This window comes from Parashewanella spongiae, from assembly GCF_004358345.1.
GTDB lineage: Bacteria > Pseudomonadota > Gammaproteobacteria > Enterobacterales > Shewanellaceae > Parashewanella > Parashewanella spongiae.
In genome coordinates this window covers 4,584,566-4,599,254 of sequence record NZ_CP037952.1, presented here as the reverse complement: position 1 = coordinate 4,599,254, position 14,689 = coordinate 4,584,566, and the positions used below count along the sequence as shown (strand labels likewise).

Sequence of the window (14,689 nt, the reverse complement as noted above, 5' to 3'; positions counted from 1 at the left end):
AGTTTAACTGATGGCAGAAACTACAGTAGAGAAACTGGCGACGGAAGTCGAAAAAAGCGTTGATCGTTTGATCGAGCAATTCGCTGAAGCCGGTATTAAAAAACAACAATCAGATACCGTGACTGAAGATGAAAAAAGCAAATTGCTTACTTATCTTCAAAAGCAGCATGGTGGCGCATCTCAACCAGCTAAAATGACTCTACAGCGTAAAACTGTATCGACATTGAGCGTAGCAGGCAGCGGTGGACAATCTAAAGACGTAAAAGTAGAAGTGCGCAAAAAACGAACTTTTGTTAAACGCGATCCAGCTGAACTTGCGCAACAAGCTGAAGCCGAGAAGTTAGCGGCTGAAGAAAAAGCGAAAGCTGAAGCTGAAGCGAAGAAGCAAGCTGAAGCTGCGGCGAAAGAAAAAGCCGCAGCAGAAGCCAAAGCGAAAGCTGAAAAAGAAGCTAAAGCAAAAGCTGAAAAAGCCGAGAAAGCTGTAAAAGCTAAGGCTAAGCCTGAAGTGAAAGAAACAAAAGAAAACGAAGCTGCCAGAAAAGAAGCTGAGCGTCTTCAAGCCGCTAAAGATGAAGCTGCACTTAAAAAACAAACAGAAGAAGCCGCGGCAGCAGCTGAAAAAGCACGTTTGTTAGCAGAAGAAAACTCGAAGCGTTGGGCTGAAGAAGAAAAGCGTCGTAAAGAAGCTGAAAAGAATTCTGATCACCATATCACAACGTCTACAGCAGCTCGTGCTGCTGAAGATAAGTCTGATGCGGAAGAAGAAAGTCGTGGACGCAGAAGCCGCTCTAATAATAAGAGAGGTAAAGGTCGCAACCGTGACCGTGATAACCGCAATAATCGCCGTAATAATAAAACCACGGCTCCAGAGTCAATGGCACATGGCTTTAACAAGCCAGTAGCCGCTGTTAACCGTGACATTAAAATTGGCGAAACTATCTCAGTAGCTGAACTTGCCCAAAAAATGGCTGTTAAAGCCACTGAAATCATCAAGCAAATGATGAAAATGGGTTCAATGGTTACGATTAACCAAGTGCTAGATCAAGAAACCGCACAGTTGGTTGCTGAAGAAATGGGCCATAAAGTTGTGCTCACACGTGAAAACGAACTTGAGCATCAAGTCCTTTCTGATCGTGGTGAAGACTTAATTGCTGAAGCTCGGGCTCCAGTTGTTACTATCATGGGACACGTTGATCACGGTAAGACATCTTTACTTGATTATATCCGTCGCGCAAAAGTAGCCTCTGGCGAAGCAGGTGGTATTACTCAGCATATTGGTGCATATCACGTTGAAACTGACAACGGTATGATCACTTTCCTAGATACTCCTGGTCACGCTGCGTTTACCTCTATGCGTGCTCGTGGTGCTAAAGCAACAGATATTGTTGTGTTGGTTGTGGCTGCAGATGATGGTGTTATGCCGCAAACCATTGAAGCGATTCAGCATGCTAAAGCCGCTGGAGTACCTTTGATAGTTGCCGTCAACAAAGTTGATAAGCCTGAAGCTGATTTTGAGCGTGTGAGAAGTGAGCTTTCTCAACACGGTGTTATGTCAGAAGATTGGGGCGGTGATCACATGTTCGTTAACGTATCTGCGAAAGTGGGTACAGGTATCGATGAACTGTTAGAAGGTATTCTACTTCAATCAGAAGTACTTGAGCTTAAAGCTATTCGTGAAGGCATGGCTTCAGGTGTTGTTGTTGAATCTAAACTTGATAAAGGTCGCGGCCCAGTTGCTACGGTTCTGGTACAAGAAGGTACATTACGCCAAGGTGATATCGTTCTATGTGGTCTTGAGTACGGTAAGATTCGTGCGATGAAAGATGAGAATGGTCAACCTATTGTAGAAGCAGGCCCATCTATTCCAGTTGAGATTTTAGGTCTATCTGGTGTACCTCAAGCCGGTGATGAAGCGACAGTGGTTAAAGATGAGCGTAAAGCGCGTGAAGTAGCATTGTATCGTCAAGGTAAATTCCGTGATGTGAAACTGGCTCGTCAGCAAAAAGCGAAGCTTGAAAATATGTTCGCTAACATGACAGAAGGCGAAGTTGCTGAGCTTAACATTATCCTTAAAGCGGACGTACAAGGTTCTCTTGAAGCGATTTGTGACTCTCTAACTAAGCTTTCAACTGATGAAGTTAAGGTGAGCATTATTGCTCGTGGTGTTGGTGCTCTGACAGAAACAGATGCAACACTTGCCGCAGCTTCTAATGCAATCATGATTGGTTTTAACGTTCGTGCTGATGCACAAGCGCGTAAAACGATTGACGCTGAAAGTGTTGATTTGCGTTACTACAGCATCATTTATAATTTGATTGATGAAGTTAAATCAGCGATGAGTGGTATGCTCGCGCCTGAATTTAGACAAGAAATCATTGGTCTTGCTGAAGTACGTGATGTATTTAAGTCTCCTAAACTTGGCGCAATTGCTGGTTGTATGGTGACAGAAGGTACCATTAAACGCAGTGCTCCTATTCGTGTATTGCGTGAAAACGTTGTGATTTACGAAGGTGAGCTGGAGTCTCTACGTCGCTTTAAAGATGACGTACAAGATGTTCGTAATGGCATGGAATGTGGTATTGGTGTTAAGAACTACAATGATGTTCGCGTTGGTGATCAGATTGAAGTATTCGAAACCGTCGAAATTGCAAGAACCTTGTAATTGATGATTAAGGGCGGCGATAGCCGCCCTTAATATTTACACGGGCGTAATTTCAATGTGTTTAAACCTAGATAAATCGGTTTGGATCGTTCATATACGCAGAAAAGTTACTGATAGCAAGGCATGAATAGCAGCAAGTAGTGGTTACCGACATACAAAACTGTCGTTACTTCGTTTCTACTTGCAAAATTTATAACGCAGCTAGCGGTGATTTTGGCAAGTATATGAATGTTCAGCACTCACATAATCGGTGAATTAGGGGTGTTTAATTTTGTATTTAACTTCAATAGATTAAAGTTAAATTGTGCGTTCAACCGATTTATTTAGGTTAAATGGAATATATTGAAATTACGCTCATACATAGATGCTTAAGTGGAATTATATTTCACAAAGTGCGATACACTTTATCTTAAGTAAAAATTGCCTTGAGCGTATCTTGCTTCAAGTTAAAATTGTCCAGACCAGGTTAACCAGTTTTGATTTATCTGACATAAGTCATCACCTTCCATCCTTACTCTGCAAGCACTTGTTCATAAGAACACGCATCAATTAAAACAAATTGGTATAAAACTATGGCTAAAGAATTCAGTCGTACTCGTCGTATTGGTCAGCAACTCCAACAAGAGTTAGCGATGGTAATACAACGCGAGATTAAAGATCCTCGGGTAGGTATGGTTACCGTGAACGAGGTTGAAGTATCGCGTGATTTAAGTTTTGCACGTGTGTTTGTCACTTTCTTCGATGAAGATGAGTCTCAGGTAGAAAGCAAATTAGAAGCTTTATCTGGTGCTTCAGGATACATACGTACTCTGATCGCAGGGCGGATGAAGTTACGCATTATGCCGCAACTTAAGTTTGTTTATGATAGCTCACTGGTTGAAGGTATGCGCATGTCGAATTTGGTGACAAAGATTGTAAGTGAAGACGAAGCAAAATCTACAGCTTCAAGTGATAAATGCCTAGATGCTGAAAGTAACTCTTCTGAGGAGCAATCTTAATGGCTCGTCGTTCTAAAGGGCGCCGTGTTAACGGTATTGTGCTACTTGATAAGAGTACCGGTATCAGCTCCAACTTTGCTCTCCAAAGAGTAAAGCGTTTGTTTAATGCCAATAAAGCGGGCCATACAGGTGCACTCGATCCACTCGCAACTGGAATGTTACCTGTGTGTTTAGGTGAAGCTACAAAGTTTTCCCAGCACCTGCTTGACTCTGATAAGCGCTATACGGTTATCGCAAAACTTGGCGTTCGCACCGACACAAGCGATTCAGACGGTGAAGTAGTCAACACTCGCCCTATTGATTTTTCACAAACTCAGCTTGACGAAGCGCTTGATAGTTTCCGTGGTGATATTATGCAAGTGCCTTCTATGTTTTCGGCGCTCAAGTATCAAGGTCAACCTTTATATAAATATGCCCGAGAAGGTATCACAGTCCCTCGTGAAGCTAGACCTATCACGGTTTATGAGTTGAATTTTATTTCATTAGAAGATGATGAGCTGACACTTGATGTGCATTGCTCTAAAGGGACCTATATTCGAACAATTGTTGATGACTTAGGTGAGTTACTGGGTTGCGGAGCACACGTTTCAATGCTCAGACGCATTCAAGTTGCAGATTATCCGTTTGAACGAATTGTTACCATGGAAGAGCTGGAAGCTATTGCAGATGAAGCCATAGCTGCTGACAAAGATAAGTATGCTGAGCTAGATAAGGTTTTGCTGCCTATGGATAGCGCTGTAGCCTGTTACCCTGAAATTAACTTGCCAGAATCATTATTGGTGTATGTGATGCAAGGGCAAGCGTTGCAAGCGCCGGGTTTACAGCCAGATCAGTTAGTGAGAATTACCATTGGTGAAAGCCGAATGTTTGTTGGTGTTGGGGAAATGAATGATGATGGATTATTGGCACCAAAGCGTTTGATTGTCTTGCCATAGTTATTAATTATCGTTATAATCCGCGCCTTCTCTTTAGCTGAGTTAGTGATTGGCTAAAGTTATTTTATATATATTTGGAGATATTCATGTCACTAAGTGCTGAAGCGAAAGCAAAAATCGTAGCAGAGCATGCTCGTTTCGAAAATGATACTGGTTCAACTGAAGTTCAAGTTGCGTTGTTGACGGCTCAAATCAACCATTTACAAGGTCATTTCAAGCAACACATTCACGATCACCACTCTCGTCGTGGTTTGTTACGTATGGTTAACGCTCGTCGTAAGCTTACTGCTTACTTGAAGCGCACAGACGTAGCACGTTACACTGCTCTAATTCAAAAACTAGGTCTACGTCGTTAATCTAACAGATTAATGCTGTAACTGAATTTTGAATTTAAAAAAGAGGCTTAAAGCCTCTTTTTTTGTTTGCCCAGCGAAGCTGGCAAACCTGACAGGCAGAAAGAAGCCTGTATCACCCGACTGAGGGGAAGATAATCCGAATGGCAAGGGCGTTGTTGGCTAACGGCAAGGTCTGAAGGAAGCCATAGGAAGTTAGAGGTACACAGCGAAAGCGAACCTGATTCGGCATAATAGAGAGGTAAGCGTGCGAAATAGCGCAACGCCATATACTCAGTCAGCTCTATCATGTGCTTGAGGGTGGGATTTCTAACAGGGAGCGAGTGCAGTAACTGGGGAAGCCTGACACCTTATCTGGGATAGTCCAGAAGCTTTTATACAAGAGGAAACTCAAGGTAGAAGTTGGTGCGAGGTGGCCGATGAGCCCGTAGTAGTGAGTAAAATCCAGCCGATGAAAGCCAGTAATGGTGTGGAGGGCAAAACTGGATTGACCAATGACGTAGTTTATTGGCGACATCAACAGCCAAAAGCCAAAAGCCAAAAGCCTTGATGTTGGCGAAGGGGTGAAGCTTAATTTAAGTTTGTGATGGACAGGATTTTTTTTTCACAGATACAGAAAATCACAAAAAAAAAGATGAGTGAGGCATTTCCGACTGGAGGCATTAGGAATAATGACTCTGGAGACCGAAGCCGTATACGGGAGTAATTCAGTCATATCAAAGTAAATTGCCAAGGGCTAGAAGGCTTTGAGGCTGAGTGAAATACACCAACTGATGAAAACAAGACACTGAACCCAAACAACGCACACAGAGAGGTCAATGAGAGTTTATTACAGCTTGTATGGTCGCTTACTTAACAAAGAATCACTGTACAACGGATTTAAGAAAGTGTGGAGAGCCAAAGGCACTGCTGGAATTGATGAGCAGAGCTTAGAGCAATTCGCCTCAAATCTGAGTAACGAACTTGATAAACTTCTTATCGAACTCAAGACCAAGCAATACCGACCTTCAGCCGTCAAACGGGTAGAAATCCCGAAAGATGATGGTGGAGTGAGAAAGCTTGGGATACCAACAGTTCGAGACCGAATCGTACAACAATGCCTAAACGATATACTAAGTCCGATATTTGAAGAGCAGTTCCATCCATCAAGCTATGGATATCAACCACACAGAAGCGGCCATGATGCCATAAACAAAGCCACGATGTTTATCCGTCAATATGACTTAAAACATGTGGTGGATATGGGTTTATCCAAATGCTTTGACTTACTCGACCAAGAGCTAATCTTAACGAGCATAAGCAGAAGGGTAAAAGATGGCAGTATCTTAAGGTTGATAAAACAGTTCCTTGAAAGCGGTGTTAAACCAATTACTGTAATTGGTATAATTTATTCTTGGCCACTGGAGTGGGCAAAGAGCGTGGTTTTAACTGAGGTGAACTTTCTTCATATGAACATTCAATGCCTGAGTCAGACTCATCAGTTTCAAGAGACGTCGGTATTGTTTCTGTAATTGAAGGTGTAAAACTATCCGGAATATCTGAATTCACTTTTTTAAGCGATCTTGAATAATCACCAGTTGTGCTCGTACTTGTTGCTAAAATGCTATCAGTGGATGCAGTAGGAAATGGGATAACTTTTGGTAACTCTTTTTCTGCAGCAGTTTCAGAATCCCTGCCAATTTCTATGGGCGTCGTAATAATGGGTTTAGATGCTCTATCTGTTCTTTTAGTTTCAATTTTTGTGTTTTTTTTCTGTTCATTTTTTTGATCTTGGTAGATTTTATATGTTTTACCGTAAAAACGTACCGAATGATTTTTTGCAAGTTTTGCTTTTAATCTTACTAACGTACTTTGATGCTTGAAATGGGCTTCAGTAACACTTGAAAGTGTGCAACCTAAAATTTGCTTTCTTGATAAGCCTATATTGAGATGTTTAAGTTTATCTCCGTGGATCATAATGAATCTAAATCCAGAGCGAGAAAGTAACAGTGTCTTGCCATCGCTTGTTAAATGGATGGCATTATCAGCATTGAGTTTTTCACCTGAAATGGGGCACCGATAGGCAATTTTACTTTTCTTGAAAATTGTCGAAACTTCCTCTGAAGCTGCTGGTAAGCTTTTTAGACTAGAGACTTTTTGGGTTGCGGCGTGTTGATTAAACTCTAGCTGACGTTTCGGTATATTACAGGCGATCATTTCGTTTAAACTTGGGTTGATTTGAATATCAAATTCGGTTGATGGTCTCGGTTGTCTTTTATTGTGTTGAGTAAACGCTCTATCTGTGTCCATTTCTAATGCATCACGAGTGATACTTGATCTTAGGATGTTATCAAGAGACGCACTTGTGGCTCCACAAGTTGGTCTATAGCCTTCGCGTAATAGTGCTTTTTCAATTTTTTGGGATACTGAGAGCCCAAAGAATGTTAAGAATTGATCTTTTACTTTTTCTAATAATTCAAAGTGGCGTTCACCAGGATATATTTTAGTGACTTTAAAGTAACTAATTTCTGAGCGTACTGTTGGGATATAGGCACCGCTGCACTTACCGCCTGTGTAAGATGAACTTTCAATATAAAAATCTTCACCCTCTATAACTTCGTATGAAGGAGACAGTCGGTATCTTGTATTATTAATCACAATTTCACTTGAGGGGCAAGCACTCGACCAGACATGCGCAGCAACATCTTCTTGTAATTGAAAGTTGCTATATTGCGCTTGGTAATTATCGATTTTATCAGTAGCCATAATCGACTCCTGTTTAATAATTAGTTGGAGGTCTGTTTTGAGTATTAAGCAAGGAATGGCAGAGCTCAATGTTTATGAAGGAAGGTTAACTTATTAGTAATCTTAAATTTTTTGTCAGATAAACTTCATGGACTCTTGCTTTGGTTGCATATACAGCTTCTCGAATTGTTCCTTAGGCAAAGGTTTGCTAAAGAGGTATCCTTGTCCGATAGGACATTGCTTTTCTTTCAGCCAATTTAATTGTTTTTTTTCATCAATACCTTCCGCCACAATATCTAGTTTCATTTGCTTGCCCAGCATTAAAATTGTGGAAGCAATGGCATCGTTTTCAGGTAAGCCTTCAATAAATGCTCTGTCTATTTTAAGCGTGTTAATCGGTAGCAGTTTCAAATAAGAAAGTGAAGAGTAACCAGTGCCAAAGTCGTCGATAGCGACTTTAAATCCAGCGCTGGTCAATTGCTCAATTTGTGCTATTGCGAATTGAATGTCATTAATGAATGAGCTTTCGGTAATTTCTATTTCAATTAAGTGTGATGGTACATGTCGGCTTAATGCTTGCTGCTTAATTTGAGAGACCAACTTGGGATCAACAAATTGTTTTGAAGCTATATTGATGGCAATAGGCGGCACATTGTTATAATTTTTTCGCCACTCAGCTAAAATCATGCAGGTTTGTTTGATCACCCATTGTCCTATAGCAACAATAAGCCCTGACTCTTCGGCAATTGGAATAAAAACACCCGGAGAAATGAGTTTTTCTCCGTTGCGCCATCGCATTAAGGCTTCCACACCAACGATGTCACCAGTCATGAGGTTAATTTTAGGTTGAAAATGCAGTTCAAGCTGCTCCTTGTTAAGTGCATGGTGCAAATCTGCTTCAATTTTTAAGGCTGCAACAGCTTTATCCGTCATTTTAGTATTAAAGAAAGCCCACTTTCCAAGGCCTGTTGATTTGGCACTATACATAGCGGTATCTGCGTGACGAATGAGATCTTCTGGTGTATGACCGTCGTCAGGGAATGTTGATATACCAATGGAAGCATTGGGGTGAAGCTGGTGTTCGTTCAGTTGTAATGGTTTGTTGATTTGTTTTATGAGTTTTTCAGCAAATTCTGCAGCTTGTGTGGGGGTTTGAACCTCATTAGCTAAAATTGTAAATTCATCGCCACTTAATCTGGCGACAGTGCCTTTTTCACCGACGACTCTTTTTAAAACTCGCGCAATTCGTGTCAGGTATCTGTCTCCTAACGCATGCCCTAATGAATCATTTACATTTTTGAATCTATCTATATCTACGAAGTAAATTGAAAAGCTACGACGTTGACTTCGGGCACGCTGTATGGCGTAAGAAATAGACTCTAAAAAAAGGGTGCGGTTTGGTAATCCTGTTAGTGAGTCTTTGGTGGCTAATTTCCTGAGCTTTAGCTGAGTGGTATCAAACTGAATTAAGATTTGATTGAATTTAGAAATTACAGATCCAAGCTCATTCTTTTCATGGAAAGGCAGCTTTGGGAGTAAACTTTCTTTTGGTGAATCAGGGTGTATTGCGTCAATCGCTTCACTTAATTTAATTATTGGCAGAGTTAAAAATCGGTGGAAAACATAAGATAAAATAAGTGTTAAAGCGATGGCTCCACTGAGTGAAATTAAGAAGGTGTACTTTAAATGTTGATAAAGCTGAGCACTGATCAAATTAGTGTCATAGTTTAAGGTTATTCTTGCAAAAGGCTCGGGAGATACCACGTTGTTTGGTAATTGCTGGGCGTTTTTTTTATAGAGTAAATGAGAGCTTGATTGAATGTCCTTGAGTAACCAATTAATTGTTTGAATAATTATACTCGTTGTTGGGATGGGCGTTTTATTGGCACTGAATATTTTTCCTCCATTGCTTAGCTCTATCTGAACCGATTGTATCCATGGTAGACTAAGTGATTGATCTAAAAGTTTTTCAGCTAAAAACAAATTTTTTTCAGGACGAGCCTTTATGCTAGATTGCTCAAGGCTTTGGATCAAACGTATTTGTTGATAGGTCAAATGTTGTTTTTCAGTGTTAATAGCCGAAATAAATTCAATGACAAAAGTGCACGCTGCAAAACAGAGCACAGTGAGCATGACGAGATAAGTTTGCTTCCCTGTTAATGAAGTCAAGCTAAGTATCTTCCTTGTTACTTTGTTTGGGTATTCAATCGGTTTATCGTTAACTTTAGTAATACATTATTTAGAAAAGCAGTTAACTAAATGTAGCAATTTGAAATGATTTTGGTGCTTTAAATTAAGATATGAGCATCAGTTTTCATGTTATTAGTATCAGATCAGTATAGGCGCTTTATCTGTACCGTGGAGTTAAAGTATACTAACGCGCGAAATGTAAGGTAAATTAATTAAGGAATGGGTCAAGTGAATCCTATTGTAAAGAGTTTTGAATACGGTCAGCATACCGTCACTCTGGAAACCGGAGTAATTGCACGTCAAGCTGACGCAGCTGTACTAGCAAGTATGGGCGACACAACAGTGTTGGTTACTGTAGTTGGAAAGAAAGTAGCCGAGCCAGGTCGTGACTTTTTTCCTTTGACAGTTAACTATCAGGAAAAAACGTATGCTGCCGGCAAAATCCCAGGTGGATTCTTCAAGCGAGAAGGTCGTCCTGGTGAAGATGAAACTCTGATTGCACGTCTGATTGACCGTCCAATTCGTCCATTGTTTCCAAATGGTTTTAAAAACGAAGTTCAAGTAATCATCACAGTTGTTTCTGTTGATCCGCAAATTGAGCCAGACATTGTTTCGATGATTGGTACATCTGCGGCGCTTTCTATTTCTGGTATTCCATTTAATGGCCCATTAGGCGCAGCCCGTGTTGGTTATGTGAATGGTGAATACACGCTTAACCCACTTGTTGATTCAATGGCAGACAGCCAGCTGGATCTTGTTGTTTCAGGTACTGATTCAGCAGTTTTGATGGTTGAGTCAGAAGCCGATGCTTTGGCTGAAGAAATCATGCTTGGTGCTGTAGTTTATGGTCATGAACAGCAACAAGTTGTCGTTAATGCGATTAAAGAGTTTAAAGCTGAAGTTAATACTCCTGAGTGGGAATGGACAGCTCCAGCGGTAGATGAAGAGTTAAAAGCGAAAATTGCTGATTTAGCGGAAAATGGCATCGGCGAAGCTTATAACATCGTTGCTAAGCATGAGCGTCGTGATGCCGTAACTGAAGTTAAAAATGCGGCTAAAGAAGCATTACTTGAAGCAAACCCAGATGTTTGTTTAAGAACCGTTGACGACTTATTAAGTAGCTTAGAAAAGAATATTGTTCGTGGTCGTATTATCCGTGGTGAACCACGTATCGATGGTCGTGAACCAGACATGATCCGCGCGTTGAACGTGTTGGCAGGTGTATTACCGCGTACTCACGGTAGTGCAGTATTTACACGTGGTGAAACTCAGGCGCTTGTGACTTGTACGCTCGGTACTGAACGTGATGCACAGAAAATTGACAGCATCATGGGTGAGCGTGTAAACCGTTTCATGCTTCACTATAATTTCCCTCCGTATTCAGTGGGTGAAACAGGCATGGTAGGCTCACCTAAGCGTCGTGAAATCGGTCATGGTAAATTAGCTTGGCGTGGCATGAAGGCGGTAATGCCTTCTGAATCAGAATTCCCATACAGTGTTCGCGTTGTTTCTGAAATCACTGAATCAAATGGTTCGAGCTCAATGGCTTCTGTTTGTGGTACTTCATTGGCTCTTATGGATGCCGGTGTACCTATCAAGACTTCTGTTGCAGGTATTGCTATGGGTCTTGTTAAAGAAGGCGACGATTTCGTTGTACTTTCTGACATCTTGGGAGATGAAGATCACCTTGGTGATATGGACTTTAAAGTTGCTGGAACAAACGGCGGTATCACAGCTCTTCAGATGGATATCAAAATTGAAGGTATCACTAAAGAGATTATGGACATCGCTCTGCAACAAGCGCTTGGTGCTCGTATTCATATCTTGAACGTGATGGATTCAGCGATAGGTTCACATCGTGAAGAAATTTCTGATCATGCTCCACGTATCACAACGATCAAAATCAATCCTGAAAAAATCCGTGATGTTATCGGTAAAGGTGGCGCGGTAATTCGTGCATTAACTGAAGAAACCAACACCACGATTGAATTGGATGATGATGGTACAGTACGTATTGCTTCTGCAAGTGGCGATGACACTCGTGAAGCTATTCGTCGCATCGAAGAGCTTACTTCAGAAGTTGAAGTTGGTACTATCTACAAAGGTAAAGTTATCCGTATCGTCGATTTCGGTGCTTTTGTTAACATTCTTCCAGGTAAAGATGGTCTAGTACACATTTCACAAATTAGTGAAGAACGTGTTGCTAACGTTTCCGATCACTTAGAAGTGAATCAAGAAGTCGATGTAAAAGTAATGGAAGTCGATCGCCAAGGTCGCGTTCGTCTATCGATTAAAGAAGCAAAGCCTGCTGCTGAGTAATACTCAAACGGCATTGTATTGGTATATATGAAGGAGATCTTAGGATCTCCTTTTTTTATGTCTTTTTGATGGTTTTATACCAATTACAGTAATTAAATTCCCAGCTCAGAGCTATGTATGTGTTCAACCTAAAACATCAACTGAACGCTGAGTATATGAGTAACTGTTTGAGCAATAAGATGACTTTATCATCTAGGCTTTCACCCAATGAGTGAAGTGCTCTACGCTCACAAGCTTGCTAAAATGACTGCTATCTGCGTTGTAACTTTTGCAAGTAGAATAAACTATTTGCTGCAAGCTACGCCTTACTATCAGCCATTTTTTCTACGCTTGAGAACGCAGTCAACTGATGTTTCTAGGGAGCGCCACGAAGCGCTTTATTCTGTTGCGGGATTTGTCTCAACGTATACGCAGCCAAGCGATTACATGGCCATAAACCAGAGACAGCAACGTTATTATTTATAATAAGTCCATCAGGTTGAAACGTACCTGACGGGATAATTACCAGTTCATCCCGAAATCTGACGGGCATGCATAATGGGTAACCGCTATGACATGAAGCCCTGTGACAAAGGCCTTGAATAAAGGTTGAGATGCAATGTAGGCCGCAGCATCAAGCGAATTCAGTTAAGCGTCGTAAATCAAAAAATGAAGATGGGGAGTCTTTCCTAGTTGACGAACCCTGACACAAACAGAGAAGCAACTGGTAAATGCATCTGTTTGATCTTCCGGCGTAATATGAAGTGGCATGTATTGAAGGAAATAAAGTGAACGTGGGAGAGCCTGAGTGTTGGAAGGTAGTGACTTCCACTATCCGAATATAAGGTAAACCGAAATTTCAGATAGGGCGCTCAGGCAGTCGGATGAGCCCATAGTACCGTTAACCGTGAAGACAACATAACTTCACATCAGGGAAGGGGCTCAGTGTTACACCCGTTTTTTAACGTAACTTTTGAGGTGAAATTGCCATATGGCTAACACTCCAGTAAATATCAGAATATTACAGCGAAAACTTTACTTACGCTCAAAGCTTAACTCGGAGCTACGATTTTACAGCTTGTACGATAAACTCAGTCGCCTAGATATACTCGAAGAAGCCTATCGACGATGCAAAGCCAATAAAGGCGGAGCAGGAATTGATGGCATCACATTCAGTTATCTAGAGCAGCAAAAGAAAGTCGTTGCGCTGTTAAAAGAAATTCAAACTCAATTACAACAGAAAAACTATCGACCTAGCCCAGTCAAACGAGTAGAAATACTCAAAGACAACGGCAAAACGCGGAAACTTGGGATCCCGATAATCAGTGACAGAATTGTGCAAATGGCGATGACAATAGTGATGCAACCCGTCTACGAACCTCATTTACATGAACACAGTTATGGCTACCGACCATGTCGAAGCGCCCAGCAAGCGGTAAAAGTCATTGAAATGAGCCTAAAACAAGGCTACCAGCACGTACTCGATGCTGACTTGAGTGCCTATTTCGATACCATCCCGCACGCTAAGTTGATGACAAAAATAGAAAGGCGAATAAGCGACAGCAGCTTTCTGAGTTTACTGAAAAGCTTTATCAAAGCGCCCATCAGCATAGAGACGGTCAACAGAAAATGGCGAATAGAAGCAAGCCGATGTGGCACTCCGCAAGGCGGAGTTATCTCTCCACTACTGGCTAACATCTATCTCAACGATTTCTGTTTGAAAATACACGAAAAAACACCGTGTAAAATCGTTACCTATGCAGATGATTTTGTTGTACTTCATAAGCAAACCTACACACAAGAGCAACTGGACTGGATAACACAGCAATTAAGTGATGAAGGTCTGAAGCTAAATCAAAGTAAAACCCACTGTGTGGATATGGGAAAGCTGATGAATGAGTTTGATTTCCTCGGTTTTAACTTTCAACGGATCACAGGCCTCATCAAAGGCACCAGTTACATCAAGATAGAGGCGTCTAAGAAGAGCCAAACAAAGCTGAAAAATAAAATCAGAGACATAGTGAAACACCGAACCTCAAATACACTTGGCGTACTGATAAATAAGGTTAATCAAGTTCTGAGGGGATGGAAACACTATTTTGGTGGGATAGGTTATCCCAGAGGTGTATTTTTCAGAATAAATGGATTTGTAGTAAACCGGTTCTATCGCTGGCATCGTCGCTTAAGTCAACGTCGAAGCAAGTATCTATCACGAGGTGCTTACGAAAAATTACGCCAAGCTGGTCTTGAGTATTTACCCACGACAAGATGATAAGCAAAGTGAAGGGGCTGAGAGAAGTGTAACAACAGAGCCGTGTGAGGGAAAACCTCATGCACGGAATCGAAGAGGGGCTGCTGGATAAGCGATAGCGAAGCCAGTAGCCTACTCTACTTCAAAGTACAAGTGAAATTGATGAAGACATAGTTATTACCGACATACAAAACTGTCGTCATTACATTGCTACGTTGAGACAATTTTGCGTAGTAATTTGAACACATACAAGCTCCCGAAGGGCAAGGCTAAAGGAT

The 14,689-nt window shown here is 41.3% G+C and carries 10 protein-coding genes; 9 read left to right on the top strand and 1 reads right to left on the bottom strand.

The window, feature by feature from the left end:
* Positions 1-10 precede the first annotated feature (10 nt).
* From infB to E2I05_RS18210, 6 genes are all read left to right on the top strand, one after another.
* Positions 11-2,662 (top strand): translation initiation factor IF-2, encoded by a 2,652-nt coding sequence (gene infB / locus E2I05_RS18235; RefSeq protein ID WP_121854239.1) that lies wholly within the window; start codon positions 11-13, stop codon positions 2,660-2,662.
* A gap of 572 nt (positions 2,663-3,234) precedes the next feature.
* Complete coding sequence (gene rbfA, locus E2I05_RS18230) at positions 3,235-3,660, top strand: 30S ribosome-binding factor RbfA (protein ID WP_121854240.1); 426 nt, start codon at positions 3,235-3,237, stop codon at positions 3,658-3,660.
* Entirely contained in the window at positions 3,660-4,595 is a 936-nt protein-coding gene (gene truB, locus E2I05_RS18225) for a tRNA pseudouridine(55) synthase TruB (protein ID WP_121854241.1), read from the top strand. Before rbfA ends, truB begins: the two co-directional genes overlap by 1 nt.
* A gap of 86 nt (positions 4,596-4,681) precedes the next feature.
* The gene (gene rpsO / locus E2I05_RS18220) at positions 4,682-4,951 is read left to right on the top strand and encodes a 30S ribosomal protein S15 (RefSeq protein WP_121854242.1); all 270 of its coding nucleotides are present in this window, start codon (positions 4,682-4,684) and stop codon (positions 4,949-4,951) included.
* 409 nt (positions 4,952-5,360) lie between these two features.
* Positions 5,361-5,498: a hypothetical protein gene (locus E2I05_RS22145; protein ID WP_170179652.1), complete on the top strand. Its 138-nt coding sequence runs from the start codon at positions 5,361-5,363 to the stop codon at positions 5,496-5,498.
* Positions 5,499-5,766: 268 nt separating this feature from the next.
* On the top strand, positions 5,767-6,459 hold the full coding sequence (locus tag E2I05_RS18210; protein WP_133309795.1) for a reverse transcriptase domain-containing protein: 693 nt from the start codon (positions 5,767-5,769) through the stop codon (positions 6,457-6,459).
* A gap of 1,348 nt (positions 6,460-7,807) precedes the next feature.
* On the opposite strand, the gene E2I05_RS18205 is transcribed toward E2I05_RS18210, so the two are convergent.
* Positions 7,808-9,805, bottom strand: a complete 1,998-nt coding sequence (locus E2I05_RS18205; RefSeq protein WP_121855108.1) for a putative bifunctional diguanylate cyclase/phosphodiesterase — start codon at positions 9,803-9,805, stop codon at positions 7,808-7,810.
* 285 nt (positions 9,806-10,090) lie between these two features.
* Here E2I05_RS18205 and pnp point away from each other — a divergent pair, with 285 nt between their 5' ends.
* From pnp to ltrA, 3 genes are all read left to right on the top strand, one after another.
* Positions 10,091-12,181, top strand: a complete 2,091-nt coding sequence (gene pnp, locus E2I05_RS18200; protein ID WP_121855109.1) for a polyribonucleotide nucleotidyltransferase — start codon at positions 10,091-10,093, stop codon at positions 12,179-12,181.
* 207 nt (positions 12,182-12,388) lie between these two features.
* Complete coding sequence (locus tag E2I05_RS18195) at positions 12,389-12,646, top strand: hypothetical protein (RefSeq protein ID WP_133309794.1); 258 nt, start codon at positions 12,389-12,391, stop codon at positions 12,644-12,646.
* 505 nt (positions 12,647-13,151) lie between these two features.
* Positions 13,152-14,432, top strand: a complete 1,281-nt coding sequence (ltrA, locus tag E2I05_RS18190) for a group II intron reverse transcriptase/maturase (protein ID WP_133309793.1) — start codon at positions 13,152-13,154, stop codon at positions 14,430-14,432.
* The last annotated feature ends 257 nt before the right edge of the window (positions 14,433-14,689 follow it).